The following is a 26,982-nucleotide window of genomic DNA, read 5'->3' as shown; positions in this document are numbered from 1 at the left end:
CCGTGTTCGATACTCTCTCCGACCGCCTGTCAGCCACCTTTAAATCCCTCCGGGGCAAAGGAAGGCTGACCGAGGCGGACATCGACGCCACGGCCCGCGAGATCCGCATCGCGCTCCTCGAAGCCGACGTCGCCCTGCCCGTCGTCCGTGCCTTCATCAAGAAGGTCAAGGAGCGCTCCCTGGGCGCCGAGGTCTCCAAGGCGCTCAATCCTGCCCAGCAGGTCCTCAAGATCGTCAACGAGGAGCTGGTAGGCATCCTCGGCGGCGAGACCCGCCGCCTGCGTTTCGCCAAGCAGCCGCCGACCGTGATCATGCTGGCCGGTCTCCAGGGTGCCGGTAAGACCACCCTCGCGGGCAAGCTGGGCCACTGGCTCAAGGAGCAGGGCCACTCGCCGCTGCTGGTGGCCTGTGACCTCCAGCGCCCCAACGCCGTCAACCAGCTGAGCGTCGTCGCCGAGCGCGCCGGCGTCGCGGTCTACGCCCCCGAGCCGGGCAACGGCGTGGGCGACCCGGTGAAGGTCGCCAAGGACTCCATCGAGTTCGCCAAGTCCAAGGTCCACGACCTGGTGATCGTCGACACCGCCGGCCGCCTGGGCATCGACCAGGAGCTGATGCAGCAGGCCGCGGACATCCGCGACGCGGTCTCGCCGGACGAGATTCTTTTCGTCGTCGACGCGATGATCGGTCAGGACGCGGTCAACACCGCCGAGGCCTTCCGCGACGGCGTCGGCTTCGACGGCGTGGTGCTGTCCAAGCTCGACGGTGACGCGCGCGGTGGTGCGGCCCTGTCGATCGCCTCGGTGACCGGCAAGCCGATCATGTTCGCGTCCAACGGCGAGAAGCTCACGGACTTCGACGCCTTCCACCCTGACCGGATGGCCTCCCGCATCCTCGACATGGGTGACCTGCTCACCCTGATCGAGCAGGCGGAGAAGACGTTCAGCCAGGAAGAGGCCGAGAAGATGGCCTCCAAGCTGGCGTCCAAGAAGGGCCAGGACTTCACCCTGGACGACTTCCTGGCCCAGATGGAGCAGGTCAGGAAGATGGGCTCGATCTCCAAGCTCTTGGGGATGCTGCCCGGCATGGGCCAGATGAAGGACCAGATCAACAACCTCGACGAGCGCGACGTCGACCGCACGGCCGCCATCATCAAGTCGATGACCCCGGCCGAGCGCCAGGAGCCCACGATCATCAACGGCTCGCGCCGCGCCCGTATCGCCAAGGGCTCCGGTGTCGACGTCAGCGCGGTCAAGTCGCTCGTCGAGCGGTTCTTCGAGGCCCGCAAGATGATGTCCCGCATGGCCCAGGGCGGCGGTATGCCCGGTATGCCGGGGATGCCCGGCATGGGCGGTGGCCCCGGTCGGCAGAAGAAGCAGCAGAAGAAGGCCAAGGGCAAGCAGCGCTCCGGCAACCCGATGAAGCGCAAGCAGCAGGAGCAGGAGGAGGCCGCCCGCCGCGCCGCCGCCGCGCAGAACGGGGGCGCCCTCGGACTGCCGCAGCAGGGTGGCAAGGACTTCGAGCTCCCGGACGAGTTCAAGAAGTTCATGGGCTGACGCCCGCGCCCGTACGACGCCGGGGGCGCCCCTTCTCGGAGGGGGCGCCCCCGGCGTCGTACACCCACATGCCCGCGCGGCGTTCCTGTCGTAACGTCCCGGTATGACCAACCCGTCCCCGCCGCGCAAGGCCCCCGAGCCGCCCTGGCGCACCGAGGGCACGCCCGACGAGCCTCCGAAACCGCCGTCCGGTGGCCGGAGGATGCGTGGCGGCTGGTGGAACCTGGTCCTGGCCGCGCTGGTCGTCTACCTCATCGCCAACCTCGTGCTCTCGTTCTTCAACGAGGGTGACGAGCCGACGATCTCCTACACGGAGTTCAGCAAGCAGGTCGACGCGGGCAACGTCAGCAAGATCTACGCCAAGGGTGACGCGATCCAGGGTCAGCTGAAGAAGGCCCGGGACAATCCCGAGGGCGACGGGACGTACACCAAGTTCACGACGGAGCGGCCGACCTTCGCCGACGACCGGCTCTGGGAAGAGCTGACCGAGCACAACGTCACCGTCACCGCCGAACCCGTCGTCCAGCAGCGCAGCTTCCTGGTCAACCTGCTGATCGCGCTGGCGCCGATGTTGCTCCTGGTGGTGCTGTGGATCTTCATCGCCCGGCGGATGCGGGGCGCCCTCGGCGGCGGGGCGGGCGGCATGCTCGGCCGCAAGGCGCCGCCCAAGCCGGTCGAGCTGGAGCCCGGCAAGCAGCGCACCACCTTCGCGGACGTCGCCGGGATCGACGAGGTGGAGGGCGAGCTCAGCGACGTCGTCGACTTCCTGAAGAACCCCGGCGCCTACCGCCGCATGGGCGCCAGGATGCCCCGGGGCGTCCTGCTGTCCGGGCCGCCCGGCACCGGGAAGACGCTGCTCGCGCGCGCGGTGGCCGGCGAGGCGGGCGTGCCGTTCTTCTCCGCGTCCGCGTCCGAGTTCATCGAGATGATCGTGGGCGTCGGTGCCTCCCGGGTGCGGGAGCTGTTCGCCGAGGCCCGCAAGGTGGCGCCGTCGATCATCTTCATCGACGAGATCGACACCATCGGCCGGGCTCGCGGCGGCGGCTCCGGCATGGGCGGCCACGACGAGCGTGAGCAGACGCTGAACCAGATCCTCACGGAGATGGACGGCTTCTCCGGCGCCGAGGGCGTGATCGTCATCGCCGCCACCAACCGCGCCGACATCCTCGACGCCGCTCTGACCCGCCCCGGCCGCTTCGACCGGGTGGTCAGCGTCTCGCCGCCGGACCGGGGCGGCCGGAAGGCGATCCTGGAGATCCACACCCGTGAGATCCCGCTCGCCCCCGACGTCGACCTCGCCCAGGCCGCCCGCACGACCCCGGGTATGACCGGCGCCGAACTCGCCAACCTCGCCAACGAGGCCGCGCTGATCGCCGTCAAGCGGAAGCAGGACCGGGTGACGCAGGCGAACCTTTCCGAGGCCCTGGAGAAGGTCCAGCTCGGTGCCGAACGTCCCCTGGTGATGCCCGAGGAGGAGCGGCGGCGCACCGCCTACCACGAGAGCGGGCACGCCCTGCTGGGGATGCTCCAGCCGGGCGCCGACCCCGTCCGCAAGATCACCATCGTGCCGCGCGGCCGGGCGCTGGGCGTGACGCTGTCGACGCCGGACGCGGACAAGTACGCGTACACCGAGGAGTACCTGCGCGGGCGGATCATCGGCGCGCTCGGCGGGATGGCGGCCGAGCAGGTGGTGTACGACGTGATCACGACCGGCTCGGAGAGCGACCTCGAACAGGTCACCCGGATCGCGCGCGGCATGGTCGGCCGCTGGGGGATGAGCCGGCAGGTCGGCCGGCTCTCCGCGCTGCCCGGCGACGCCCAGCAGGCGTACGGGCTCGCCGCCGCACCGGCGACGCTCGACGCCATCGACGGCGAGATGCGGCGGGTCGTCGACGAGTGCTATGCGGAGGCCGTGCACAAGCTGCGCGACCACCGCGGGCGGCTCGACGCCCTCGCCGAGGCGCTGCTCGCGAACGAGACGCTGGACGAGGCGGACGCCTACCGGATCGCCGGGATCACCCGGCTCACGAAGGAGGGGCCGGAGGTCTGATCACCGTCCGGCCCTGTCTGATGCGCCTCCGCGCGGGGACCTACTTCTGCGGGAACTTCCAGACGTAGGGCTCGCCGTCCTCTTCCTCCCAGTGGACCTCGACGCTCGTGGCGCCCGCGGGGATCACGTAGGTCTCGCAGAAGACGTGGCTCTCGCCCTGCTTCCAGCTGTCCACGTCGTACGGGTCCTCGCAGCCCGGGGCGTCCTCGGAGGCGCCGATGAGGACGCCGCCGCGCTGCCCGTCGGCGAAGACCGTGGTGCCGTCGTGCACGTCGGCGCCGTCGGTGAGGGCCGGGCCGCTCTTGTGCGTGTACTTGACGTGCGCGGTGGCCAGCACCTTGCCCTTGGCGTCCGCGGCGTCCGCCACCGCCTTGGCGGCCTCCGCCTCGGTGCCGACGTCCACCTTCTGCGCCACGACCTCGTAGGTGACCTCGCCCGGGTCCTCCGCGACCTTCCCCGTCGCGCTCTCGCCGGTCGCCAGGTCGCCGCCCGAGGCTGCCTCGGACGGAGAGGCGGGCGCCTCGGGGCTCGACGAGTTCTTCGCGTCGGCGTCGGTGTCGTCCCCGCCCCCGCACGCGGTGAGGGCCAGGGCGAGGGCGGCGACGGGCGCGGCGAGGCGCAGCGCGGTCTTGTGGTGCGGCACTACAGGCTCCTGTATGCAGATGTGTCTTTCCCCCGAACGGTGGATCAGACTAAAGGTCCAAGATCCGCCTGAAGGATGGAGTGAGGGCCTGAACCGGCATCTTCACACCATTCACACCTGCATCGCACCTGCGCCCGAAGAAGCCGTTCAGGTACCGCGCCCGCCCGGTCGGAACCGGTCGTCAGGGAATCCGGGCGATCAGGTACCGGAACACGTTCGGCATCCACACGGTTCCGTCCGGCCGCTGGTGCGGATGCAGGGACTCGGTCAGCTCCTTGTCGACCTGTTCCTGGTCGGTCGCCGCGATCGCCGCGTCGAACAGGCCGGTCGACAGCAGACCGCGCACCGCGCTGCCGGTGTCGGCGTAGCCGAAGGGGCACGCCACCCGTCCCGAGCCGTCCGGCCTGAGCCCGGCCCGCTGGGCGACCTCCTCCAGGTCGTCACGGAGAGCGGGGCGCCAGCTGCCCGCGCTGCGCAACGGGTCCGCGAGCTTGGTGGCCACCCGCAGCACCGACGTCGTGGCGCACCGCTCCGGCGGGCCCCAGCCGGCCAGCACGACGGCCGCCCCGCGCGCGGCGAGCGGCGTCGTCCGGGCGAGCAGCCCGGCGAGCCCGTCCGAGTCGCCCGCGAGGCACCCGATGGGCTCGAAGGCGGTCACCAGGTCGAACGCCGGCTGCGACGGGTCCGCCGCGTCCCGAGGGGTACCTTCGACGAGCCGTACCGCGTCCGCGCGTACCGCGTCCGCGCGTACCGCGTCCGCCCGTACCGAGTGGACTCGCGCGCTTGCGTCGTCGGCACGCGCGCGTACGTCCCGCGCACCGGGCGCGTCGGGCGCCTCGGGAAGCAGCCGCCGCCGCGCCAGGTCCAGCCGCTCCGGAAAGCGGGAGTCCACCCCGGTCACCGCGGCGCCCCGCGAGGCGGCCATCAGCAGGGCCAGTCCGGAGCCGCAGCCCAGCCCCAGCACGCGTGTGCCGCCGCCCACGTCCAGTCGCTCGTAGACGGCCTCGTAGAGCGGTACGAGCATCCGCTCCTGTATCTCGGACCAGTCACGCGCGCGTGCACGCAGGTCCACGCCGGGTGTCGCCCCCGCGTGAGATGAGTGCTGCCGCACGAGCGTAGGTGTCATAGGAAAGCGCCCCAATCGCCGAGTGTTGCCGCCGTGCCCGATTCCATGGCCCCCGTGCAGTGCGCTCGCACTCCCCCCGTATGCCAGGAAACTCCGGGCTCGCCGTGGCGTCCAGTGGTAGCGGGGGCCGGTTTGCCCGATCCCCGCCGCAGTGGCGAGATTTCACTTCCCGGCAACGTGCGCCTGGCCGTGCGGTACTCCGGGTAGCCCCGGTCCGACGCCTCCGGCGGTTGGCCGGAACGCGTCCCTCGGTGATGACAGGGGGTGGCGACCGTGCCGACGAGGCGGTTCCGGCCAAGGTCGGCGAGCCCGGCGGACACCCCGCCGGGAGGCGGAGCGGCCCGGGGAGGGGCGGTGCCGCACGCCGGTGGCACACCCGGTAACCTCGCTCCCGTCGACGCGTCCCGCGATGCGCCCGATCGGGTGGCGCCCTTCCGGTTCGACCGCGGCCGAAAACGCCCCTTGCGCATCCGCGAGCCCCACGCAACCCGGCGCGTGGACGGGGTCTACGCGCCGGCGCGTACGTCGGACTACGCACCAGCTTGTGACGAGCTGTGAGGCTTCTCCGCAGATCAGCGCACCCGCCCTCGTCGCGACGCATCAGCGGCAACTGACGGGTACGTGCAAATTATTTGGGATGCCCCGGAATAGGAACACAGCGGCACCCCGGCTCGTTGTCATTACGTGAGCACGACACCACCTGTTCTCGCCGCAGAGCTGGCGCAGGCGTGGGCCGACATTCAGCGGCACCACACCGAGCTGCCGGATCTTGCCGCGCCCGAGTCCCTGATCGGAGAGTCGTCGTCCGCCTGCGGGCACGAGCTCTCCTTCGAGCGACTGCTCCATGAGGCAGTCCACGGCATCGCCGCCGCGCGCGGAGTACGCGACACCTCCCGCGCGGGGCGCTATCACAACCGTCGATTCCTTGCGATCGCCGAGGAGTTGGGCCTCGACCACCCCGAGGAGCCGCATCCCAGCAGCGGTTTCTCGCTGGTCACGCTCTCCCCCGAGGCGAAGCGCCGCTACCGCCCGACGATCGAGCGCCTCCAGCGAGCGCTGAAGGCCCACACCGCCGCGACCGCGACCGACTCGGCCCGCAGCTTCCGCGGTCCGGCCGCCCGCCACGGCTCCTCCGGGGGAGGGGTGCGCGTGAAGGCGGTCTGCGACTGCGGACGCAATGTACGGGTCGTCCCGTCGGTGCTGGCCCAGGCCCCGATCATGTGCGGCGGCTGCGGCAAGCCGTTCCGGATCCCGGAGGTGGTCGGCGCGGCGGCGGGCTGAGGATCCGGCTGCTCGTGGCAGCCGGATCCGGGCGCGGCGCCCCCGGTCCGCCCGATCTGTTCCCCGGTCCGCCCTCGGTCCGAAGGGTCCGGCCGCGTGTGGCACAATGGCTAGCTGTACTCGACAGTCGCACAGGACCCCTCTCTCCTCCGGCTGACGCGTCCATCGGGCACTCGGGTACCGCAACCCCACGCGGCCTTCCCGCCGTGCCCACCCACGTCAAAACCAGGAGAACCCACTCCCGTGGCAGTCAAGATCAAGCTGAAGCGTCTGGGCAAGATCCGTTCGCCTCACTACCGCATCGTCGTCGCCGACTCCCGTACCCGCCGTGACGGCCGGGCCATCGAGGAGATCGGCAAGTACCACCCGACGTACAACCCGTCGGTGATGGAGGTCGACGCCGAGCGCGTGGCGTACTGGCTCTCCGTCGGCGCCCAGCCGACCGAGCCCGTGCTCGCCATCCTGAAGAAGACCGGCGACTGGCAGAAGTTCAAGGGCGAGCCCGCCCCGGCGCCGCTGCTGCAGCCGGCCGAGAAGTCGGCCCGTCCGTCCTTCGAGGCGATCGGTGGCGACGACGAGGGCAAGGGTGAGGCGATCACCCAGAAGAAGAAGGCCGAGAAGAAGGACGAGGCTCCGGCCGAGTCCGAGTCGACCGAGGCCTGAGCATGCTCGAGGAGGCTCTCGAGCACCTCGTGAAGGGCATCGTCGACAACCCCGACGATGTGCAGGTCGCCTCGCGCAACCTGCGCCGCGGGCGGGTGCTCGAGGTCCGGGTCCACCCCGACGACCTCGGCAAGGTGATCGGCCGCAACGGCCGCACCGCACGCGCTCTGCGCACCGTCGTTGGCGCCATCGGCGGCCGAGGCGTCCGCGTCGACCTCGTCGACGTGGACCACGTCCGCTGACGCCGAACGCAGCACCGGCTCGGGCCGGGGAGGGCCACTGGGCCGTCCCCGGCCCGCAGTCGTTTGTGAGCCCCGTACGGCAGCAGCCCCGTAGGCAGCAGCCCCGTACGGCTCGCCGCAGTTCCGACAGGAGATCAAGCACAGTGCAGCTGGTAGTCGCGCGCATCGGCCGCGCCCACGGGATCAAGGGCGAGGTCACCGTCGAGGTCCGCACCGACGAGCCGGAGCTGCGGCTCGGGCCCGGTGCCGTCCTGGCCACCGACCCCGCCTCCGCCGGGCCGCTCACCATCGAGACCGGCCGGGTCCACAGCGGCCGCCTCCTGCTGCGCTTCGCCGGCGTCCACGACCGCACCGGCGCCGAGGCGCTGCGCAACACCCTCCTGATCGCCGACGTCGACCCGGACGAGCGTCCCGAGGACGAGGACGAGTACTACGACCACCAGCTGATCGACCTCGACGTGGTGACCAAGGACGGCGACGAGGTCGGCCGGATCACCGAGATCTCCCACCTGCCCACGCAGGACCTCTTCGTGGTGGAGCGCCCCGACGGCAGCGAGGTCTACGTCCCGTTCGTCTCCGAGATCGTCACCGGGATCGACCTGGACGAGCAGCGCGCGGTCATCGACCCGCCGCCCGGCCTGATCGACGACCGCGCGGAGATCGCTTCCTCGCGTGACGCCGCCGAAGACGGGGACGGCGCGTGATGCGGCTCGACGTCGTCACGATCTTCCCCGAGTACCTGGAGCCGCTGAACGTCTCCCTGGTCGGCAAGGCACGCGCGCGTGGACAGCTGAACGTCCACGTGCACGACCTCCGCGACTGGACGTACGACCGGCACAACACCGTCGACGACACCCCGTACGGCGGCGGGCCCGGCATGGTGATGAAGACCGAGCCCTGGGGCGACGCGCTGGACGCCGTCCTGGCCGACGGCTACGAGACCGGCTCCGGCGAGCCCGCCCTCATCGTGCCCACGCCCAGCGGCCGGCCCTTCACCCAGGAACTCGCCGTCCACCTCTCCGAGCGGCCCTGGCTGATCTTCACCCCGGCCCGCTACGAGGGCATCGACCGCCGCGTGATCGACGAGTACGCCACCCGGATGCCGGTCCACGAGGTGTCCATCGGCGACTACGTCCTGGCCGGTGGCGAGGCGGCCGTCCTCGTCGTCACCGAGGCCGTGGCGCGGCTGCTGCCCGGCGTGCTGGGCAACGCCGAGTCCCACCGCGACGACTCCTTCGCCCCCGGCGCCATGGCCAACCTGCTGGAGGGCCCCGTCCACACCAAGCCGCCGCAGTGGCGCGGGCGCGGCATCCCGGACGTACTGCTGAGCGGCCACCACGGGAAGATCGCCCGCTGGCGCCGGGACGAGGCCCTGCGGCGCACCACGGCCAACCGGCCCGACCTGATCGAGCGGTGCGACCCCGAGGCCTTCGACAAGAAGGACCGCGAGATGCTCTCCATCCTGGGCTGGGAACCCGACCCGGAGGGGGAGCCGTACGGTCGATTTTGGCGCAGGACCCCGGGCATGGAAGAATAGGCGGCTGTTGTGCGTCCGTCCGGAGCGCGCCCCTGCCACAGGGGGACACGACGCCCGTCCCGACCCGCACGACCCTGATTCCGAAACACCTAGTTTCCGTTGATGACCTGTGGCATCAGCGAAGAAAGCAGACGAAATGTCTCACCTGCTCGACTCCGTCGACGCCGCGTCGCTGCGCAGCGACGTCCCGGCCTTCCGCCCCGGTGACACCGTCAACGTCCACGTGCGCGTCATCGAGGGCAACCGCTCCCGTGTGCAGCAGTTCAAGGGCGTCGTCATCCGCCGCCAGGGCGCCGGCGTGCGCGAGACCTTCACGGTCCGCAAGGTCTCCTTCTCCGTCGGCGTCGAGCGCACCTTCCCGGTGCACACCCCGATCGTGGAGAAGATCGAGCTCGTCACCAAGGGTGACGTCCGTCGCGCCAAGCTGTACTACCTGCGCGAGCTGCGCGGCAAGGCCGCGAAGATCAAGGAGAAGCGCGAGAACTGAGCGCCCTCCGAGGTCCGTGCCGGGGCCGGATAGCATCTGGCCCCGATGGACACCGAAGCACAGCACACGGAGCGCGACCGCTCCTCCCACCCCTCCGACTCCGAGCAGCCCTCGGACCCGGAGGGCCCGGAGGAACGGTCGCGTTCCGCGTTGACGGGGTGGATCACGCAGTGGGTGCCGGGCGGCCGGATCACCGTGGCCCTGCTGGGACTGCTGACGTTCCTGCTGCTGTTCAGCACCTTCGTGCTCCAGCCCTTCCAGATCCCCAGCGGATCCATGGAGCGCGGATTGAGGATCGGGGACCGGGTTCTCGTAAACAAGTTGGCGTACCGTTTCGGTGACGGGCCGCAGCGGGGCGACGTCGTCGTCTTCGACGGCACCGGGCTCTTCGGGCCCGGCGACTACATCAAACGCGTCGTCGGTGTGGGCGGGGACCACGTGGTGTGCTGCGACAGGGAGGGGAGGGTCCAGGTGAACGGCCAGTCGGTCGACGAATCGGCGTTCCTGTACCCCGGCGACCGCCCGTCCACGGTGCCCTTCGACGTCGTCGTCCCCGACGGCACCCTGTTCGTCCTGGGCGACCACCGCTCGGCCTCCAGCGACTCCCGCGACCACCTGGGCTCGCCGGGCGGCGGCATGATCCCCGTCGACGAGGTGATCGGCCGCGCGGACTGGATCCTCTGGCCCTTCGGCCACGCCACCCACCTCGACCGCCCCGACGCCTACGCGCGCGTGCCGGACGCGGAGGCGGACGGAGCGGCCGGTGGCGCGGCGGGCGGCGTGTCAGGGGGTACGGCCGGTCCCACCTCCGGTGGAGCGTCCGGCGGTGCGCGCCGGTCCGAGGGCGCCGATGGGTAGCCGGGGGAAACCGCGCGGAGCGCCCAGCAGCCCCACGGAGAACCTGCTGCCCACCGGTTCACGGCGCACCGGCCCGCCGTCGGGTGGCCGGTCCCGGGCCGAGCGGCGCAAGCTGCAGCGCAAGGTCAAGCGGCGCCGCAGGCGCGGCGCGGTCAAGGAGATACCCCTCCTCATCGGTGTGGCCGTCCTGATAGCGCTGGTGCTGAAGACCTTCCTCGTCCAGGCGTTCGTGATCCCGTCCGGCTCCATGGAGCAGACCATCCGGATCGGTGACCGGGTCCTGGTGGACAAGCTCACTCCCTGGTTCGGCTCGAAGCCGCAGCGCGGCGACGTCGTGGTCTTCCGCGATCCCGGCGGCTGGCTCCAGGGCGAGCAGACCACCAAGAAGGACGACCCCGTCGTCATCAAGCAGGTCAAGGAAGGCCTCGCCTTCATCGGCCTGCTGCCCTCCGACGACGAGAAGGACCTCATCAAGCGGGTCGTCGGCGTGGGCGGGGACCGGGTCAAGTGCTGTGACACCCGGGGACGCGTCACCGTCAACGGTGTCCCCCTGAACGAGGACTACCTGTACCCCGGTGACGCCCCCTCCAGGACGCCCTTCGACGTCACGGTCCCCGAGGGCCGGCTGTGGGTGATGGGCGACCACCGGTCCAACTCCGCCGACTCCCGCGCGCACCAGGACACCGACTTCGGCACGGTGTCCGAGGACGAGGTGGTGGGGCGGGCCATGGTGATCGCCTGGCCGTTCGGCCACTGGACGACCCTGGACGAACCGAAAACGTATGCGTCCGTGTCCGACTCGGCCTCCGCCTCGACCGCCGCCGCCGGGCTGTCGCATAGGGTTGCCCCCTACGATCCGAACGCGATGATTCAACTCCCGACCCCTGCGGAACTCCCGCTCGTTATGGGAGTGGTGGGCCTGCACCGTGTACGGCGCAGGCGGTGGCAGAGAGTGAGGAGTTGGCGTGGGGGATGTGGCGGTTGGCGCACGGTCCGGACACGACGGCGAGGAGAACCGCGGACGCCCCGTGGAAGCGGCCGGCCCGTCCCCGGACGGCGCCCCGGCCTCCGGGCACGATTCCGGGACCGAGGACGGCAGGGTGACGGACGAACAGAACGGGACCGAGGACGAGGGCGTGGGCGGAACGCCGCCCCCCAAGGCCACGGCGGCCAAGAAGCAGCGCTCCTTCTGGAAGGAGCTGCCGATCCTGATCGGCATCGCGCTGGTGCTCGCGCTGCTGATCAAGACCTTCCTGGTGCAGGCGTTCTCGATCCCGTCCGCCTCGATGCAGAACACGCTCACGATCAATGACCGCGTCCTGGTCGACAAGCTCACCCCCTGGTTCGGCTCGGAACCCGAGCGCGGCGAGATCGTCGTCTTCCACGACCCGGACGACTGGCTGGCCGGCGAGCCGACGCCCGACCCGAACGCACTGCAGACGGTCCTCAGCTGGATCGGCCTGATGCCGTCCGCCGACGAGAAGGACCTGATCAAGCGCGTCATCGGGGTCGGCGGCGACACCGTCGAGTGCGAGGGCACCGGCCCGGTCAAGGTCAACGGCGTGGCCCTGAACGAGGAGTCGTACGTCTACCCCGGCAACACGCCGTGCAGCGTCGACGACCAGGGCGGCCAGTTCAAGGTCAAGGTCCCCGAGGGCCACATCTGGGTCATGGGCGACCACCGGCAGAACTCCCGGGACTCCCGCTACAACCAGTCCGACGAGCACGGCGGCATGGTCCCGGTGAAGGAGGTCGTCGGCCGCGCCATCGTGATCGCCTGGCCGATGAACCGCTGGGACACCCTGCCGGTCCCGGACACCTTCGACCAGGCCGGCCTGCAGGCCGACGGTCCGGGGGCCCGGTCGTCGGCCGCCGCCGCGCTGTCGGTCGCGCCCCAGGGCCTGGCGGTCGCCGGGGTCGTTCCGGTCGTCTGGTGGCGCCGCAGGCGCGTCGCCGCCGCCGAGACCCGCTGAGGCGCCCCGGGTCCTGCACCCGCCACCGCGGCCGCCGACGGCCGACACCACGCGAAGAGCGGCCCCTCCCGGGCTCCGGGAGGGGCTGCCCCGTTCCGGTACCGCCGGGTAAGGTGCGGCTTCATGGGTGGCGAGAGCACGACACGTACGGCCCCGCGAGGCGGCGGGAGCAAGGGCCCGGTGGGCAGCCGGACCGGGCAGCGGCTGTCCGGCCTCGCCGTGGCGCTCGGTCTGGTGCTGTTCCTCGGGGGCTTCGCCTGGGGAGCGGTGGTCTACCGCCCCTACACCGTGCCGACCAGCTCCATGACGCCGGCCATCGACGCCGGTGACCGGGTGCTGGCGCAGCGCATCGACGGCGCCGACGTGCGCCGCGGTGACGTCGTCGTCTTCAAGGACGCGACCTGGGCCAACGCCCCGATGGTCAAGCGGGTCGTCGCCGTCGGCGGGGACACCGTCTCCTGCTGCCAGGAGGGCAGGCTCAAGGTCAACGGCAAGGTGATCGACGAGCCGTACCTGCCCGCCGGTACGCCGGCCGAGACCAGCGGCTTCCCCACCGTGACCGTTCCCGAGGGCCGCCTGTTCCTGCTCGGTGACGAGCGCGACAGCTCCGTGGACTCCACCGCCCACCTCACCGACGCCGCCGGCGGCACCGTGTCGCGCTCCACCGTGGACGCCCGCGTCGACGCCGTGGTCTGGCCCATGAACGGCATGCTGGAGCGTCCGACCGGCTTCGAGACGCTGGGCGGCCTCTCCTCACCCGGTCCGCTCAGGACAGTGGTCGGGCTGGTCGTCGCCGGCGCGGTGCTGATCCTCGGCGGTGCCGCGTACGGGCCCTTCGCCAAGCGGGCCGCCCGCTCCCGGACGGGGACGGGGAGCACCGGTGGCCGCTGAGACGACACCGGCCGGTCAGGACACCTACGAGGGCGGACTGCGCAGGGTCGCCCGGGTGGTGCTGCTCGACCCCGAGGACCGCATCCTGCTCCTGCACGGCCACGAACCGGACGACCCGGCCGACGACTGGTGGTTCACCCCGGGCGGCGGTGTGGAGGGCGACGAGACCCGTGAGGAGGCCGCACGGCGGGAGCTCGCGGAGGAGACCGGCATCACCGACATCGACCTCGGCCCGGTGCTGTGGCGGCGCAGATGCTCCTTCCCCTTCGCGGGCCGCCGCTGGGACCAGGACGAGTGGTACTACCTGGCCCGGACGCAGCAGACCGCGACCCAGGCCCTCGGGCTGACCGAACTGGAGCGGCGCAGCGTCGCCGGAGCGCGCTGGTGGACGTGTCGGGAACTGACCCGGGCACATGAGACGGTGTATCCGACCAGACTCGCCGAGCTGCTGCGCAAGCTGCTCGACGAAGGTCCCCCGGCCGGGCCGGTGACTCTGGACACCGAAATCGTCTAGGGGCTCACGGGACTGGCGCACAATGGTGGGACCGCACGGCTGAAGGGGAACATGCCATGAGCGCCGAGGACCTCGAGAAGTACGAGACCGAGATGGAGCTCAAGCTCTACCGGGAGTACCGCGACGTCGTCGGTCTGTTCAAATACGTGATCGAGACCGAGCGGCGTTTCTACCTCACCAACGACTACGAGATGCAGGTGCACTCGGTCCAGGGAGAGGTCTTCTTCGAGGTGTCCATGGCCGATGCCTGGGTGTGGGACATGTACCGCCCGGCTCGGTTCGTGAAGCAGGTGCGAGTCCTGACGTTCAAGGACGTGAACATCGAGGAGCTCAACAAGAGCGATCTCGAACTTCCCAGCGGCTGACGATCCGCGCCTTTCACCCGTGTGGGTGACAAGGTTGTCCACAGTCGTCCGACCGTCCACCAAGATCCAATAGCTCGCTGAGCTGCCCTCATCGTTGGCGCCGGAGGTGGTGCCGACATGAACGCACGAGGTGCGATGGGCAAGTACGGCGAGACGCTCGCCGCCCGCCGGCTGACCGGGGCCGGCATGACGGTCCTGGAGCGCAACTGGCGCTGTGGCCGGACCGGTGAGATCGACATCGTCGCCCGGGACGGGGACGTCCTGGTCGTCTGCGAGGTCAAGACGCGCAGGGGCGGCTCCTTCGAGCACCCGATGGCCGCGGTGACCCCCGAGAAGGCGGAGCGGCTGCGGCGGCTCGCCGAACGCTGGATCCAGACCCACGGCGGGGCCCCGCCCGGCGGCGTCCGCATCGACCTGGTCGGGGTGCTCCTCCCGCAGCGCGGGGCCCCGGTGGTCGAGCACGCCCGGGGGGTGGCGTGATGGGGTTCGCGCGTACGTGCTCCGTGGCGCTCGCCGGCGTCGAGGGCGTGGTCGTCGAGGTCCAGGCCGACCTGGAGCCGGGCGTGGCGGCGTTCACGCTGGTGGGGCTGCCGGACAAGAGCCTGACCGAGAGCCGGGACCGGGTGCGGGCCGCGGTCGTGAACTCGGGCGCCGAGTGGCCGCAGAAGAAGCTGACAGTGGGACTCAGCCCGGCGTCGGTGCCGAAGAGCGGCAGCGGCTTCGACATGGCGGTCGCCGCGGCCGTCCTCGGTGCCGCGGAGCGGATCGACCCCCGCGTGCTCGCCGACATCGTGATGATCGGCGAGCTGGGCCTGGACGGACGGGTACGGCCGGTGCGCGGCATCCTCCCGGCGGTCCTGGCCGCGGCGGAGGCCGGCTACGAGCAGGTCGTCGTGCCCGAGTGCGCCGCCGCCGAGGCGTCCCTGGTGCCCGACGTCTCGGTGCTCGGCGTGCGCAGCCTGCGCCAGCTGATCGCCGTCCTCGCCGACGAGCCCGTGCCGGAGGAGGAACAGGACCACCAGGGCCGGCCCGACCCGCTCCTGGCGGGCCTGCGCATGCCCGGCACCGGCGCCGCCACCGGGATGCACAGCATGGGCACGGCGCAGTACGAGAACGGTCGCGACCTCGCCGACGTCGTGGGCCAGGAGTCGGCGCGCACGGCGGTGGAGGTCGCCGCGGCCGGCGGACACAACCTGTTCCTGGAGGGGCCGCCCGGCGCCGGCAAGACGATGCTCGCCGAGCGGCTGCCGGCCATCCTGCCGCGGCTCCACCGGACGGAGTCGCTGGAGGTCACCGCCGTGCACTCGGTCGCGGGTCTGCTGCCGCCGGGCAAACCCCTGATCGACGTGGCTCCCTACTGCGCACCGCACCACTCCGCCACGATGCAGGCCCTGGTCGGCGGCGGCCCCGGCATCGCGCGGCCGGGAGCCGTCTCCCTGGCTCACCGAGGCGTCCTGTTTTTGGATGAGACACCCGAATTCAGCAGCCAGGCCCTCGACGCCCTGCGGCAGCCGCTGGAGTCCGGGCACGTCGTCATCGCGCGCAGTGCGGGCGTGGTGCGGTTCCCGGCGCGGTTCCTGATGGTGCTCGCCGCCAATCCCTGCCCGTGCGGGCGGTTCTCACGGAACGACGAGCTGTGCGAGTGCCCCTCCGCGGCGATCCGCCGCTACCAGGCCAGGCTGTCCGGCCCGCTGCTGGACCGCGTCGACCTGCGGGTCGAGGTGGAGCGCCTCACGCGCGGCCAACTGGCCGGGGAGGGCTTCCGGGGCGACACCACCGCGAGGGTCGCCGACCGGGTGCGGGCGGCCCGCGAACGGGCGGCCGTACGCCTCGACGGCACTCCGTGGCGGTCCAACAGCGAGGTGCCCGGACGAGAGCTGCGCAGCCGCTGGCACGCCGCACCGGGCGCGCTGGAGGAGGCCGAGCGCAGCCTGGAGCGGGGCGCGCTCACCGCCCGGGGCCTCGACCGGGTACTGCGCGTCTCCTGGACCGTCGCCGACCTCGTCGGCCACGACCGGCCCGACGCACGGGACGTCGCATTGGCGCTGCAACTGCGCACGGGAGTGCCGCGTGGCGTGCCCATGACCCTGGGGGCGCTGACGTGAACGGGGACGGGGAGGCGCGTGGCTCCGGGGACTCGCGTGGGCGTGAAGACCTGCGTGGTCGCGAGGAGGCGGGCGGATGGGGAGACCTGCGGGACCTCGAGATTTCGCAAGGACGTGAGGCTCCGCCGGAAGGTGAGGACTCGCGTGGGGGCGACGGTGAGGCGGCCGGCGCCTGGACTGACGACGACGAGCTGCTCGGCCGCGCATTCCTCACCAGGGTCATCGAGCCCGGGGACGAGACCGGTGGCCGGTGGGTGCGTGAGCGCGGTGTCGCCGACGTGGTGCGGCGGCTGCGCGGGGGCGTGCGCCCCCTGCCGGGCGTGAGCCCGAAACGGTGGGCCGGCCTCTGCGCGCGGGCGGTGCGTGCCGACCCCCGTCGGGACCTCGCCGTCGCGCGGGCGGCGGGGGTGCGGTTCGTGACGCCCGGGACCGTGGAATGGCCGGGCCCGCTCGACGACCTGGGGGACGCCCGGCCCCTCGGACTGTGGGTGCGTGGCAGGCCCAGTCTGCGGATGTGGGCGCTCAGGTCGGTGGCCGTCGTGGGCGCCCGCGCCTGCACCGAGTACGGAGCACACATGGCGGTCACGCTCGCCGCCGGACTGGCGGAACGCGGCTGGGTCGTGGTGTCCGGGGGCGCCTACGGGATCGACGGCGCCGCCCACCGGGGCGCCCTCGGCGCGGGCGGAGCCACGGCGGCCGTGCTGGCCTGCGGCGTCGACCGCCCCTATCCGCCCGGGCACGCCAGGCTGATCACCAGGATCGCGGAGCAGGGCCTGGTCGTCGGGGAGCTGCCACCGGGCGATCATCCGACGCCGAGCAGATTCATCCTGCGCAACCGCGTGATCGCCGCGCTCACCCGGGGCACGGTGGTCGTCGAGGCCGCCTACCGCAGCGGCTCGCTGGTCACCGCACGGGCCGCCCAGCGTCTGGGCCGGCACACGATGGGCGTGCCCGGGCCGGCCACCAGCGCGCTGTCCGCGGGAGTGCACGAGCTGCTGCGCGGCGACGCGGTGCTCGTCGGCGATGCCGCCGAGGTCGTGGAACTGGTCGGGGACATGGGCGAGGTGCCTCCGGACCGGCGTGGGCCGGTGCTCCCCACCGACCTGCTGGAGTCCCGCACCCGTCAGGTGCTGGCCGGGCTCCCCGCGCGCGGAGCGGCGACGGCGGGCGAGGTCGCGCGCCGGGCCCAGACCACACAGGACGACGCGATCGCGAGACTGTACGAACTTCGAGCACTTGGTTACGTCGAACGACACGGCGACGGCTGGAAGTTGACACGCCAGGCAATGATCTCGGTCCGCGGTGGCCGCCCTCCGTCCTGACGCTGCGTGTTCGGCCGTCCGGGGGAACCCCGACGCCCTTGGGAATTCAGGCAGTTGAGGTATTGGAGTGATCACGCAGAGCGATCATCGTCCCCCCTGTAGAGCGTTCAGCGGAACGTATCTGCGTACCGCCCTCGCTCCACTCTTCGCGCACCGCGACAGTCCAGTCACGCTACGCTCACGAGGACCCCCACGCAGAACACGGACAACAGGCGACAACCAGACAGCAGACCGGCGGCCTCACCAGGCACACCAGATCACGGCAGAACGGCACAAGGCGACGAATGCCCCAGCACACCTCCGGGTCCGACCGGGCGGCGATCCCCCCAGCCGCCCGCGACGGTGGCAGCGTGCGACCGCCCGCCCCCTCGACGCTCGATGAGCTGTGGCGGTCGTACAAGGCGACGGGGGACGAGCGGCTGCGGGAACAGCTGATCCTGCACTACTCGCCCCTCGTGAAGTACGTGGCGGGCCGGGTGAGCGTGGGACTGCCGCCCAACGTCGAGCAGGCGGACTTCGTCTCCTCGGGTGTGTTCGGGCTGATCGACGCGATCGAGAAGTTCGACGTCGACCGGGAGATCAAGTTCGAGACCTACGCGATCACCCGCATCCGGGGCGCGATGATCGACGAGCTGCGGGCCCTGGACTGGATCCCGCGGTCGGTGCGGCAGAAGGCCCGCAACGTCGAGCGTGCCTACGCGACGCTGGAGGCCCGGCTGCGCCGCACCCCGTCGGAGAGCGAGGTGGCCGTCGAGATGGGGATCGCGGTGGAGGACCTCCATGCCGTGTTCAGCCAGTTGTCGCTGGCCAACGTGGTGGCGCTGGAGGAGTTGCTGCACGCCGGGGGCGAGGGCGGGGACCGGCTGAGCCTCATGGACACGCTGGAGGACACCGCTGCCGACAATCCGGTGGAGGTCGCCGAGGACCGGGAGCTGCGGCGGTTCCTGGCGCGCGCGATCAACACGTTGCCCGAGCGGGAGAAGACCGTCGTCACGCTGTACTACTACGAAGGGCTCACGCTCGCCGAGATCGGGAACGTGCTGGGTGTGACGGAGAGCCGGGTCAGCCAGATCCACACCAAGTCGGTGTTGCAACTGCGGGCGAAGCTCGCCGGATTCGGCCGCTGAGCCGCGCTCGCGCCCGGTGGCCGGCGCTCCCTGTGACCCGGTCGGCGGTCGTGCGGGCGGGTGAGCGACTCCCGTACGCGGGGTCGCGTCCGTAAAGTGGTGACGTGCCAAGGATTCGAGCGGCCTCCGTGGCCGAGCACCGGTCGATGCAGCGTGCCGCCCTGCTGGACGCGGCCCGCTCCCTGCTGTCCGACGGCGGGACGGAGGCGCTGACCTTCCCCGCCCTCGCCGAGCGTACGGGCCTCGCCCGGTCGTCCGTCTACGAGTACTTCCGGTCGCGGGCCGCTGTCGTCGAGGAGCTGTGCGCCGTCGACTTCCCGGTCTGGGCCGCGGAGGTCGAGGCGGCGATGGAGCGCGAGACGAACCCCGCGGGCAAGGTCGAGGCGTACGTCCGCAAGCAGCTCGACCTTGTCGGGGACCGGCGGCACCGGGCCGTCGTGGCGATCTCCGCGAGCGAGCTGGACGCCGGCGCGCGGGAGAAGATCCGCGCGGCGCACGGCGGGCTGATCGCGATGATCGTCGAGGCGCTGGGGCAGATGGGGCACGACCAGCCCCGGCTGGCGGCGATGCTGCTGCAGGGCGTCGTGGACGCGGCCGTACGCCGGATCGAGCTGGGCGCGGCGGAGGAACCGACGGCGATCACCGAGGCGGCGGTCTCCATGGCACTGCGGGGCGTACGGGGCTGACGGCCCCGCCCGGAGAGGGCTCCCGGCATCCCCTCGGCGTGCGCGGCGCGCCGGGCACCCGCCGGGTGCCCCGTGGCCGGTGCGAGGCCGGCGTGCGGTCTCGGAGCCGCAGGGGCCCGCAGCCGTAGGGCGACGCCCACGTTCGCTACGCCCGTGGCCGGGCGGGCTCCGGTACCCCGAGGACCGGCAGCAGCACCGGAGGCCCTCCGTCGAGCAGCCAGGGCGGGAGCAGGGAGAGCGGGTTCAGGTAGACGTCGCCGCGCAGCAAGCCCCAGTGCAGGCAGCCCGTGCAGTGCGAGCCCGTCGGCTCCACCGTGCCGAGCACCTCCCCGGCCGCGACCTCGTCTCCCTTCTCCACCGACACCGACACCGCCACCGGTTCGTACGTCGTACGCAGCGGTGGATCCCCCGTCCCCGTCAGCTCGACCGAGACGACGCCCCGCCCCGCCACCCGCCCCGCGAACGACACCTTCCCGGCCGCCACCGCCCGAACCGGTGCCCCGGCCGGTGCGGCGAGGTCCACGCCGCGGTGGCCCCGGCCGTACGGGGTCGCCGGAGGCTCCCAGCCCCGCAGCACCGCCGGCCGGTCACCGACCGGCCAGCCACGCGCCACGACCGGACCTCCTGGGTCCGGCACGCCTGGGTCCGGCACCCCAGGGCCGGGCATCCTCGCCGCCGGCCTCTCCGGGCCGGGCATCGCCGGTTCGGGCGCCCCCGAGTCCGGCGCCCTCGAATCCGGCGCCCTCGAGTCCGGCGGCCCCGAGTCCGAGGGCCCCGCGTCCGGCGGCCCCGGCTCCGGGAGCCGGTCGACGCCCGAGACCTTCACCGCCGTCGCGGCCAGTCCCGACACGGCGCCTCCGGACGGACCCGACACGGCACGCCCGGCCGGACCCGACACGGCACCCCCGGCCGGTCCGTCCGCCGCACCCCCGGCCGCTCCCGCCACCGTCGGCACCGGTCGCGGCCGCCCCGGGGCCACGACCGTCAGCAGCAGCGCCACCCACACACCCGCACTCGCCCATCGCCTCGTTCGCATGCCGGAAACCGTCCCGCACTCCGCCGGTCGCCGCTCCGTCGTGTGGACCGTTCGCCGGTTGTGGACAGCCGCGTCACCCGGTACCCCGCGGGTCCCGTACACTTCTGATGGCGATCCGGGTCACCGGGTCGACTTCGCACGCCCCGACACGAGGCCGGTCAAGGCTCGTGTCAGCGCCCCTCGGTCCCTTGTGGCAGGCGCGTCGCGGGCGTCAGGCGCGGGAGCCGTCCGGCTCGCGCGGCACAACCGAGAAACTCAAGGAGATACGGCCATGGCCGTCGTCACGATGCGGGAGCTGCTGGAAAGCGGCGTCCACTTCGGTCACCAGACCCGTCGTTGGAACCCGAAGATGAAGCGCTTCATCTTCACGGAGCGCAACGGCATCTACATCATCGACCTGCTCCAGTCGCTGTCGTACATCGACCGCGCCTACGAGTTCGTCAAGGAGACCGTCGCCCACGGCGGCACGGTCATGTTCGTCGGCACGAAGAAGCAGGCGCAGGAGGCCATCGCCGAGCAGGCCACCCGCGTCGGCATGCCCTACGTCAACCAGCGCTGGCTGGGCGGCATGCTCACCAACTTCTCGACCGTCTACAAGCGCCTGCAGCGCCTGAAGGAGCTCGAGCAGATCGACTTCGAGGACGTGGCCGCCTCCGGCCTCACCAAGAAGGAGCTGCTGGTCCTCTCCCGCGAGAAGGCCAAGCTGGAGAAGACCCTCGGCGGTATCCGCGAGATGTCCAAGGTGCCCAGCGCCGTCTGGATCGTGGACACCAAGAAGGAGCACATCGCGGTCGGCGAGGCCCGGAAGCTCAACATCCCGGTCGTCGCCATCCTCGACACCAACTGCGACCCCGACGAGGTCGACTACAAGATCCCGGGCAACGACGACGCGATCCGCTCCGTCACCCTGCTCACCCGCGTGATCGCCGACGCCGTCGCCGAGGGCCTCATCGCCCGCTCCGGCGCCGGCAAGGCCGCCGAGGGTGACAAGGCCGCCGGCGAGCCGCTGGCCGAGTGGGAGCGCGACCTGCTCGAGGGCGAGAAGAAGGCCGAGGAGGCGCCCGCCGCCGAGGCCGAGAAGCCCGCCGAGGCTCCGGCCGCCGAGGCCGCCCCGGCCGCCGAGGCGCCCGCCGCCGAAGCCCCTGCCGCCGAGGCCCCTGCCGCGGACGCCGAGCAGGCCTGACCCCTCACCACCTTCGGGTTCTGGACGGCGGGGGCCCACGAAGCCCCCGCCGTCCGGCGCCCGTAGATCTTCAGACTTCGAGAGAGATTCCGGAATCATGGCGAACTACACCGCCGCCGACGTCAAGAAGCTCCGCGAGCTCACCGGCGCCGGCATGATGGACTGCAAGAAGGCGCTGGACGAGGCCGAGGGCAACGTCGAGAAGGCCGTCGAGGCGCTCCGCATCAAGGGCCAGAAGGGCGTCGCCAAGCGCGAGGGCCGCTCCGCCGAGAACGGCGCCGTCGTCTCGATCATCGCCGACGACAACACCTCGGGTGTCATCGTCGAGCTGAAGTGCGAGACGGACTTCGTCGCCAAGGGTGACAAGTTCCAGAACGTCGCCACGGCCATCGCCGAGCACGTCGCCAAGGCCGCCCCGGCCGACATCGAGGCGCTCCTCGCCTCCGAGATCGAGCCCGGCAAGACCGTCCAGGCGTTCGTGGACGAGGCCAACGCCAACCTCGGCGAGAAGATCGTCCTGGACCGCTTCGCGCAGTTCTCCGGCGGCTTCGTGACCGCGTACATGCACCGCACGATGCCCGACCTGCCCCCGCAGATCGGTGTCCTCGTCGAGCTGGACAAGCCGAACGCCGAGATCGCCAAGGGCGTCGCCCAGCACATCGCCGCCTTCGCGCCGAAGTACCTCTCCAAGGACGAGGTCCCGGCCGAGGTCGTCGAGTCCGAGCGCCGCGTCGCCGAGGAGACCACCCGCGCCGAGGGCAAGCCCGAGGCCGCCCTGCCGAAGATCGTCGAGGGTCGCCTCAACGGCTTCTTCAAGGACGCCACCCTGCTCGGCCAGCCCTACGCCCTGGACAACAAGAAGTCCGTCCAGAAGGTGCTGGAAGAGGCCGGTGTCACCCTGAAGCGCTTCTCGCGCATCAAGGTCGGCATCTGAGTCCGTACCGCGACGGACGCCCGACCCCGGTAGGGTCGACAGCAGTCGTCGGCGCCGTACGCGCATGCCGAGGCGCACGCGCGCGCGGCGGCGGACGACAGCAGATCTGACGAGGAGGCCATTGCCGCGTATGGGATGCGAAACACGCCCCCACCGGCAGTGGCCTTCTTCGTGTGTGTGACCACGTAAAAGAGGCGAGATCTCCATGACCACCAATGCCGAGAAGAGCGACGACGGCAAAGTACGCGGCCGCTTCATGCTGAAGCTGTCAGGAGAGGCCTTCTCCGGCGGTGGGGGCCTGGGCGTCGACCCCGACGTGGTGCACGCCATCGCCCGCGAGATCGCGGCCGTCGTACGCGACGGCGCTCAGATCGCCGTCGTCATCGGCGGCGGCAACTTCTTCCGCGGCGCCGAACTGCAGGTGCGCGGCATGGACCGCGCCCGCTCCGACTACATGGGCATGCTCGGCACCGTGATGAACTGCCTGGCCCTCCAGGACTTCCTGGAGAAGGAGGGCGTCGACTGCCGCGTGCAGACCGCCATCACCATGGGCCAGGTCGCCGAGCCGTACATCCCGCTGCGCGCCGTGCGCCACCTGGAGAAGGGCCGCGTGGTCATCTTCGGCGCGGGCATGGGCATGCCCTACTTCTCCACCGACACCACCGCCGCCCAGCGCGCCCTCGAGATCGACGCCGAGGCCCTGCTCATGGGCAAGAACGGCGTGGACGGGGTCTACGACTCCGACCCGAAGACCAACCCGGACGCCGTGAAGTTCGACGCGCTCGGCTACGGCGAGGTCATCACCCGCGACCTGAAGGTCGCCGACGCGACGGCCGTCACGCTCTGCCGCGACAACAGCCTCCCGATCGTGGTCTTCGAGCTGCTGAAGGAGGGCAATATCGCCCGCGCCGTCAAGGGTGAGAAGATCGGCACGCTTGTGGGTGACCAGGGCAGTCGGGACTGACCGGAGAAGCACCCCCCGTCCGTGGACACCACCTGTCCGGGGGACGGACGGGACGGGACCGGGCCGGGGGATGGACAATGTCCCGCCGGTCGGGAACCGTGCAGGAAGAACGCGACGCAGCCGGCCGCAGCTCCGACAGGGGACCGCAGCCGGGCCTACTCAAGACACGCAGGAGCAAGTGGTGATCGAAGAGACCCTCCTCGAGGCCGAGGAGAAGATGGAGAAGGCCGTCGTGGTCGCCAAGGAGGACTTCGCCGCGATCCGCACCGGCCGTGCGCACCCGGCGATGTTCAACAAGATCGTGGCCGAGTACTACGGCGCGCCGACGCCGATCAACCAGATGGCCTCGTTCTCCGTGCCCGAGCCGCGCATGGCCGTGGTGACCCCCTTCGACAAGACGGCCCTGCGCAACATCGAGCAGGCGATCCGCGACTCCGACCTGGGCGTCAACCCCAGCAACGACGGCAACATCATCCGGGTGGTGTTCCCCGAGCTCACCGAGGAGCGCCGCCGCGACTACATCAAGGTCGCCAAGGGCAAGGGCGAGGACGCCAAGGTCTCGATCCGCTCCGTGCGCCGCAAGGCCAAGGACGCGATCGACAAGCTCATCAAGGACGGCGAGGTCGGTGAGGACGAGGGCCGCCGTGCGGAGAAGGAGCTCGACGACACCACCGCCAAGTACGTCGCCCAGGTGGACGAGCTCCTGAAGCACAAGGAAGCGGAGCTGCTCGAGGTCTGATGAACGACTCTTCCTGGGGAGCGCCGCCACAAGCCGGGTACTGGGGGCCGTCCGACCGGGGACCTGTCCAGGGGGCTGCCCCGGCGGGTCCCGCGTACGATGCGCACTACGCGCAGCAGACTCGCCCCATGCCCATCGTGCCCGACGTACCCGAACACGGCGGAGACCAGGACGACGACCAGGGGGCCGCTCGGCTGAGCGGTCCCCTGTTCGACGACAGCCAGTCGGCGCAGCCGTATGCGGCGGCGCCGCGGAATCCGGAGCCCATGCCCGACGCCCCGCAGCCGGCGCAGCCCCTGCCGCAGCCGCCGAAGAAGAGCGCGGGGCGCGACCTGGGTGCCGCGATAGGGGTCGGCCTCGGACTCGGCGCGGTGATCATCGCGTCGTTGTTCGTGGTCAAGGCCGTCTTCGTCGGCGTGATCGCGGTCGCCGTCGTGGTGGGCCTGTGGGAGCTGACCAAGCGGCTCGATGAGCGCAAGGGCATCAAGGCGCCCCTCGTGCCGCTCGCCGTCGGCGGCGCGGCGATGGTCGTCGCCGGCTACGTACGGGGTTCCGAGGGCGCGTGGGTCGCCATGGCGCTCACGGCACTGGCGGTGCTGGTCTGGCGGATGACCGAGCCGCCGGAGGGGTATCTCAAGGACGTCACCGCGGGCCTGTTCGCCGCGTTCTACGTGCCGTTCCTCGCCACGTTCGTCGCGATGATGCTGATGGCGGACGACGGCGCCTGGCGTGTCCTGACCTTCCTGGTCCTCACCGTCGTCAGCGACACCGGGGCGTACGCCGTCGGCTGGCGCTTCGGCAGGACCAAGCTCGCCCCGCGCATCAGCCCCGGCAAGACCCGCGAGGGCCTGCTCGGCGCGGTCGCCTTCGCGATGGCGGCGGGCGCGCTGTGCATGCAGTTCGCGATCGACGGCGGCACCTGGTGGCAGGGCCTGGTCCTCGGCCTCGCGGTCGCCGTCAGCGCCACCCTCGGCGACCTCGGCGAGTCCATGATCAAGCGGGACCTCGGCATCAAGGACATGGGCACGCTGCTGCCGGGCCACGGCGGCATCATGGACCGCCTGGACTCCCTGCTGCCGACGGCGCCGGTGGTGTGGCTGCTGCTGGTGATCTTCGTCGGGTCGGGCTGAGGGCCGGTCGTCAGCCAGTGACCGAGCTCCGCCGCCCAGTTGGTGGCGGGGCTCGGTCCTGCCAGGCCACAGGGGGGAAGCATGTTCAGAAACCGACGGAAGAGAACACCGTCGTGCGACTGGTGCGACGCACCGGTGTCACGGCCCCGACGCTGGAGAAGGCGCCAGTACTGCGGCCCGGCACACCGCCGCAGGAGCCGGGTCGTCCGGGCCGTCCTGAACTTCCTCGACGGGATCACGTCGTGATACGCGTCCCACCTCGACGGCCTAATCGCCCCGGTACCGATCTGCGACACTGGGAACGTCATGCCTAAGCCCGGAGAACTCACATTCGTCGCCCCCCGCGGAGCCAAGAAGCCGCCGCGGCACCTCGCCGACCTCACGCCCGCCGAGCGCAAGGAGGCCGTCGCCGCAATCGGCGAGAAGCCGTTCCGCGCCAAGCAGCTCTCGCAGCACTACTTCGCGCGGTACGCGCACGACCCCGAGCAGTGGACCGACATCCCGGCCGGTTCCCGCGAGGGGCTCCGGGAGGCACTGCTGCCCGAGCTGATGTCGGTCGTGCGGCATCTTTCGACCGACCAGGGCACCACCCGCAAGACGCTGTGGAAGCTGTTCGACGGGACCCTCGTCGAGTCCGTCCTCATGCGTTACCCGGACCGGGTGACCATGTGCATCAGCTCCCAGGCGGGCTGCGGCATGAACTGCCCGTTCTGCGCCACCGGCCAGGCCGGCCTGGACCGCAACCTGTCGACGGCCGAGATCGTCCACCAGATCGTGGACGGCATGCGGGCGCTCAGGGACGGCGAGGTCCCCGGCGGGCCGGCCCGGCTCAGCAACATCGTGTTCATGGGCATGGGCGAGCCCCTCGCCAACTACAACCGGGTCGTCGGCGCCATCCGCCGCCTCACCGACCCCGAGCCGGACGGACTCGGCCTGTCCCAGCGCGGCATCACCGTCTCCACGGTCGGCCTCGTCCCGGCGATCCACCGCTTCACCGGCGAGGGCTTCAAGTGCCGCCTCGCCATCTCCCTGCACGCCCCCGACGACGAGCTGCGCGACACCCTCGTGCCCGTGAACACGCGGTGGAAGGTGCGCGAGGTGCTGGACGCCGGGTTCGAGTACGCGGCGACGTCGGGACGCCGGCTGTCCATCGAGTACGCCCTGATCCGCGACATCAACGACCAGGCCTGGCGCGGTGACCGGCTGGGACGGCTGCTCAAGGGCAAGCCGGTGCATGTCAACCTGATCCCGCTCAACCCGACGCCCGGCTCCAAGTGGACCGCCTCCCGGCCCGAGGACGAGAAGGCGTTCGTGGAGGCGATCGCGGCGCACGGTGTGCCGGTGACCATCCGGGACACCCGTGGCCAGGAGATCGACGGGGCGTGCGGCCAGCTCGCCGCGAGCGAGAGGTAACCTGACCGGCGGAAGTACGACCTGACAGAAATCACATCTTCATATTCCGACAGGGGAGCGCCACAGCGCTGAGAGTGCGGCACCGGCCGCAGACCCTCCGAACCTGGCCCAGGTCATTCTGGGTAGGGAGATCGGTCACCACTCGAGCTGTTGCGCCCTG

Annotated in this window: 27 protein-coding genes, 1 pseudogene and 1 riboswitch; of the genes and pseudogenes, 25 read left to right on the top strand and 3 right to left on the bottom strand. The window is 71.3% G+C overall.

The window, feature by feature from the left end; all coding sequences use genetic code 11:
• The first annotated feature begins 2 nt into the window (after positions 1–2).
• Positions 3–1,553 carry a signal recognition particle protein gene (ffh, locus tag KUM03_RS10275; RefSeq protein ID WP_217246731.1) on the top strand — a complete coding sequence of 517 codons (1,551 nt, stop codon included), beginning with the start codon at positions 3–5 and terminating at the stop codon, positions 1,551–1,553.
• A gap of 103 nt (positions 1,554–1,656) precedes the next feature.
• A complete protein-coding gene (gene ftsH, locus KUM03_RS10270) occupies positions 1,657–3,603 on the top strand; it encodes an ATP-dependent zinc metalloprotease FtsH (RefSeq protein ID WP_217246730.1) in 1,947 nt (648 codons plus the stop codon).
• 40 nt (positions 3,604–3,643) lie between these two features.
• Here ftsH and KUM03_RS10265 read toward each other — a convergent pair whose 3' ends face one another.
• Both KUM03_RS10265 and KUM03_RS10260 read right to left on the bottom strand, forming a co-directional pair.
• Positions 3,644–4,246, bottom strand: a complete 603-nt coding sequence (locus KUM03_RS10265) for a hypothetical protein (protein WP_217246729.1) — start codon at positions 4,244–4,246, stop codon at positions 3,644–3,646.
• Between the two features lie 181 nt (positions 4,247–4,427).
• On the bottom strand, positions 4,428–5,372 hold the full coding sequence (locus KUM03_RS10260) for a class I SAM-dependent methyltransferase (protein ID WP_217246728.1): 945 nt from the start codon (positions 5,370–5,372) through the stop codon (positions 4,428–4,430).
• Between the two features lie 684 nt (positions 5,373–6,056).
• Here KUM03_RS10260 and KUM03_RS10255 point away from each other — a divergent pair.
• The 17 genes and pseudogenes from KUM03_RS10255 to KUM03_RS10175 all read left to right on the top strand — a co-directional run bounded on the left by KUM03_RS10255 (position 6,057) and on the right by KUM03_RS10175 (position 19,423).
• Positions 6,057–6,653 (top strand): hypothetical protein, encoded by a 597-nt coding sequence (locus KUM03_RS10255; protein ID WP_043379434.1) that lies wholly within the window; start codon positions 6,057–6,059, stop codon positions 6,651–6,653.
• 243 nt (positions 6,654–6,896) lie between these two features.
• Positions 6,897–7,316: a 30S ribosomal protein S16 gene (rpsP, locus tag KUM03_RS10250; protein WP_217246727.1), complete on the top strand. Its 420-nt coding sequence runs from the start codon at positions 6,897–6,899 to the stop codon at positions 7,314–7,316.
• A gap of 2 nt (positions 7,317–7,318) precedes the next feature.
• Positions 7,319–7,558, top strand: coding sequence for an RNA-binding protein (locus KUM03_RS10245; RefSeq protein WP_003973401.1), 240 nt, complete (start codon positions 7,319–7,321; stop codon positions 7,556–7,558).
• A 143-nt stretch (positions 7,559–7,701) separates the two neighbouring features.
• Positions 7,702–8,262 (top strand): ribosome maturation factor RimM, encoded by a 561-nt coding sequence (gene rimM / locus KUM03_RS10240; RefSeq protein ID WP_217246726.1) that lies wholly within the window; start codon positions 7,702–7,704, stop codon positions 8,260–8,262.
• On the top strand, positions 8,262–9,095 hold the full coding sequence (gene trmD, locus KUM03_RS10235) for a tRNA (guanosine(37)-N1)-methyltransferase TrmD (protein WP_217246725.1): 834 nt from the start codon (positions 8,262–8,264) through the stop codon (positions 9,093–9,095). The genes rimM and trmD overlap by 1 nt, the downstream gene beginning before the upstream one ends.
• Before the next feature lie 136 nt (positions 9,096–9,231).
• Positions 9,232–9,582, top strand: a complete 351-nt coding sequence (rplS, locus tag KUM03_RS10230; protein ID WP_018531094.1) for a 50S ribosomal protein L19 — start codon at positions 9,232–9,234, stop codon at positions 9,580–9,582.
• Between the two features lie 45 nt (positions 9,583–9,627).
• Positions 9,628–10,440, top strand: a complete 813-nt coding sequence (gene lepB / locus KUM03_RS10225) for a signal peptidase I (RefSeq protein ID WP_217246724.1) — start codon at positions 9,628–9,630, stop codon at positions 10,438–10,440.
• Positions 10,433–11,515 (top strand): annotated as a pseudogene (lepB, locus tag KUM03_RS10220) (signal peptidase I); the annotation flags it as partial. The gene lepB (KUM03_RS10225) and the pseudogene lepB (KUM03_RS10220), both read left to right, overlap by 8 nt.
• Complete coding sequence (gene lepB, locus KUM03_RS10215) at positions 11,406–12,413, top strand: signal peptidase I (protein WP_217246723.1); 1,008 nt, start codon at positions 11,406–11,408, stop codon at positions 12,411–12,413. The pseudogene lepB (KUM03_RS10220) and the gene lepB (KUM03_RS10215), both read left to right, overlap by 110 nt.
• A 123-nt stretch (positions 12,414–12,536) precedes the next feature.
• Positions 12,537–13,304 carry a signal peptidase I gene (gene lepB, locus KUM03_RS10210; RefSeq protein WP_217246722.1) on the top strand — a complete coding sequence of 256 codons (768 nt, stop codon included), beginning with the start codon at positions 12,537–12,539 and terminating at the stop codon, positions 13,302–13,304.
• On the top strand, positions 13,294–13,818 hold the full coding sequence (locus tag KUM03_RS10205) for an NUDIX hydrolase (protein ID WP_217246721.1): 525 nt from the start codon (positions 13,294–13,296) through the stop codon (positions 13,816–13,818). Before lepB (KUM03_RS10210) ends, KUM03_RS10205 begins: the two co-directional genes overlap by 11 nt.
• A gap of 56 nt (positions 13,819–13,874) precedes the next feature.
• The gene (locus KUM03_RS10200) at positions 13,875–14,183 is read left to right on the top strand and encodes a DUF2469 domain-containing protein (RefSeq protein ID WP_003993268.1); all 309 of its coding nucleotides are present in this window, start codon (positions 13,875–13,877) and stop codon (positions 14,181–14,183) included.
• Between the two features lie 117 nt (positions 14,184–14,300).
• On the top strand, positions 14,301–14,663 hold the full coding sequence (locus KUM03_RS10195) for a YraN family protein (RefSeq protein ID WP_217246720.1): 363 nt from the start codon (positions 14,301–14,303) through the stop codon (positions 14,661–14,663).
• A complete protein-coding gene (locus tag KUM03_RS10190; RefSeq protein ID WP_217246719.1) occupies positions 14,663–16,288 on the top strand; it encodes a YifB family Mg chelatase-like AAA ATPase in 1,626 nt (541 codons plus the stop codon). The genes KUM03_RS10195 and KUM03_RS10190 overlap by 1 nt, the downstream gene beginning before the upstream one ends.
• A gap of 191 nt (positions 16,289–16,479) precedes the next feature.
• A complete protein-coding gene (dprA, locus tag KUM03_RS10185) occupies positions 16,480–17,610 on the top strand; it encodes a DNA-processing protein DprA (RefSeq protein ID WP_217246867.1) in 1,131 nt (376 codons plus the stop codon).
• A 284-nt stretch (positions 17,611–17,894) separates the two neighbouring features.
• Positions 17,895–18,737 carry an RNA polymerase sigma factor WhiG gene (gene whiG / locus KUM03_RS10180; protein WP_055421734.1) on the top strand — a complete coding sequence of 281 codons (843 nt, stop codon included), beginning with the start codon at positions 17,895–17,897 and terminating at the stop codon, positions 18,735–18,737.
• Between the two features lie 128 nt (positions 18,738–18,865).
• Positions 18,866–19,423, top strand: a complete 558-nt coding sequence (locus KUM03_RS10175) for a TetR/AcrR family transcriptional regulator (RefSeq protein WP_217246866.1) — start codon at positions 18,866–18,868, stop codon at positions 19,421–19,423.
• A 145-nt stretch (positions 19,424–19,568) separates the two neighbouring features.
• On the opposite strand, the gene KUM03_RS10170 is transcribed toward KUM03_RS10175, so the two are convergent.
• Positions 19,569–20,120: a M23 family metallopeptidase gene (locus KUM03_RS10170; protein WP_217246865.1), complete on the bottom strand. Its 552-nt coding sequence runs from the start codon at positions 20,118–20,120 to the stop codon at positions 19,569–19,571.
• Positions 20,121–20,730: 610 nt separating this feature from the next.
• Between KUM03_RS10170 and rpsB the strand changes: the two genes are divergently transcribed.
• The 6 genes from rpsB (at position 20,731) to rlmN (ending at position 26,822) form a co-directional block, all read left to right on the top strand.
• On the top strand, positions 20,731–21,642 hold the full coding sequence (rpsB, locus tag KUM03_RS10165) for a 30S ribosomal protein S2 (RefSeq protein WP_217246718.1): 912 nt from the start codon (positions 20,731–20,733) through the stop codon (positions 21,640–21,642).
• Positions 21,643–21,739: 97 nt separating this feature from the next.
• Positions 21,740–22,576, top strand: coding sequence for a translation elongation factor Ts (gene tsf, locus KUM03_RS10160; protein WP_217246717.1), 837 nt, complete (start codon positions 21,740–21,742; stop codon positions 22,574–22,576).
• Between the two features lie 205 nt (positions 22,577–22,781).
• A complete protein-coding gene (gene pyrH, locus KUM03_RS10155; protein ID WP_217246716.1) occupies positions 22,782–23,540 on the top strand; it encodes a UMP kinase in 759 nt (252 codons plus the stop codon).
• A 181-nt stretch (positions 23,541–23,721) separates the two neighbouring features.
• Positions 23,722–24,279 carry a ribosome recycling factor gene (frr, locus tag KUM03_RS10150; protein ID WP_217246715.1) on the top strand — a complete coding sequence of 186 codons (558 nt, stop codon included), beginning with the start codon at positions 23,722–23,724 and terminating at the stop codon, positions 24,277–24,279.
• Complete coding sequence (locus KUM03_RS10145; RefSeq protein WP_217246714.1) at positions 24,279–25,409, top strand: phosphatidate cytidylyltransferase; 1,131 nt, start codon at positions 24,279–24,281, stop codon at positions 25,407–25,409. Before frr ends, KUM03_RS10145 begins: the two co-directional genes overlap by 1 nt.
• Before the next feature lie 306 nt (positions 25,410–25,715).
• Positions 25,716–26,822, top strand: a complete 1,107-nt coding sequence (rlmN, locus tag KUM03_RS10140; RefSeq protein ID WP_217246713.1) for a 23S rRNA (adenine(2503)-C(2))-methyltransferase RlmN — start codon at positions 25,716–25,718, stop codon at positions 26,820–26,822.
• Between the two features lie 41 nt (positions 26,823–26,863).
• A riboswitch (TPP riboswitch) is annotated at positions 26,864–26,969 on the top strand.
• Positions 26,970–26,982 lie beyond the last annotated feature (13 nt).

The organism is Streptomyces sp. AC602_WCS936 (assembly GCF_019049125.1).
In the GTDB taxonomy this organism is placed as follows: domain Bacteria; phylum Actinomycetota; class Actinomycetes; order Streptomycetales; family Streptomycetaceae; genus Streptomyces.
This window is presented reverse-complemented; position numbering and strand designations above follow the sequence as displayed.

What these genes read in the sequence shown, in the direction of transcription:
- rpsB (WP_217246718.1), top strand. Translation starts at nt 20,731, where the DNA reads ATGGCCGTCGTCACGATGCGGGAGCTGCTGGAAAGCGGCGTCCACTTC.
- tsf (WP_217246717.1), top strand. Translation starts at nt 21,740, where the DNA reads ATGGCGAACTACACCGCCGCCGACGTCAAGAAGCTCCGCGAGCTCACC.
- lepB (WP_217246724.1), top strand. Translation starts at nt 9,628, where the DNA reads ATGGACACCGAAGCACAGCACACGGAGCGCGACCGCTCCTCCCACCCC.
- KUM03_RS10195 (WP_217246720.1), top strand. Translation starts at nt 14,301, where the DNA reads ATGAACGCACGAGGTGCGATGGGCAAGTACGGCGAGACGCTCGCCGCC.
- KUM03_RS10190 (WP_217246719.1), top strand. Translation starts at nt 14,663, where the DNA reads ATGGGGTTCGCGCGTACGTGCTCCGTGGCGCTCGCCGGCGTCGAGGGC.
- ftsH (WP_217246730.1), top strand. Translation starts at nt 1,657, where the DNA reads ATGACCAACCCGTCCCCGCCGCGCAAGGCCCCCGAGCCGCCCTGGCGC.
- rplS (WP_018531094.1), top strand. Translation starts at nt 9,232, where the DNA reads ATGTCTCACCTGCTCGACTCCGTCGACGCCGCGTCGCTGCGCAGCGAC.
- rlmN (WP_217246713.1), top strand. Translation starts at nt 25,716, where the DNA reads ATGCCTAAGCCCGGAGAACTCACATTCGTCGCCCCCCGCGGAGCCAAG.
- KUM03_RS10170 (WP_217246865.1), bottom strand. Translation starts at nt 20,120, where the DNA reads ATGCCCGGCCCGGAGAGGCCGGCGGCGAGGATGCCCGGCCCTGGGGTG.
- KUM03_RS10145 (WP_217246714.1), top strand. Translation starts at nt 24,279, where the DNA reads ATGAACGACTCTTCCTGGGGAGCGCCGCCACAAGCCGGGTACTGGGGG.
- trmD (WP_217246725.1), top strand. Translation starts at nt 8,262, where the DNA reads ATGCGGCTCGACGTCGTCACGATCTTCCCCGAGTACCTGGAGCCGCTG.
- KUM03_RS10245 (WP_003973401.1), top strand. Translation starts at nt 7,319, where the DNA reads ATGCTCGAGGAGGCTCTCGAGCACCTCGTGAAGGGCATCGTCGACAAC.
- pyrH (WP_217246716.1), top strand. Translation starts at nt 22,782, where the DNA reads ATGACCACCAATGCCGAGAAGAGCGACGACGGCAAAGTACGCGGCCGC.
- KUM03_RS10260 (WP_217246728.1), bottom strand. Translation starts at nt 5,372, where the DNA reads ATGACACCTACGCTCGTGCGGCAGCACTCATCTCACGCGGGGGCGACA.
- lepB (WP_217246722.1), top strand. Translation starts at nt 12,537, where the DNA reads ATGGGTGGCGAGAGCACGACACGTACGGCCCCGCGAGGCGGCGGGAGC.
- KUM03_RS10200 (WP_003993268.1), top strand. Translation starts at nt 13,875, where the DNA reads ATGAGCGCCGAGGACCTCGAGAAGTACGAGACCGAGATGGAGCTCAAG.
- whiG (WP_055421734.1), top strand. Translation starts at nt 17,895, where the DNA reads ATGCCCCAGCACACCTCCGGGTCCGACCGGGCGGCGATCCCCCCAGCC.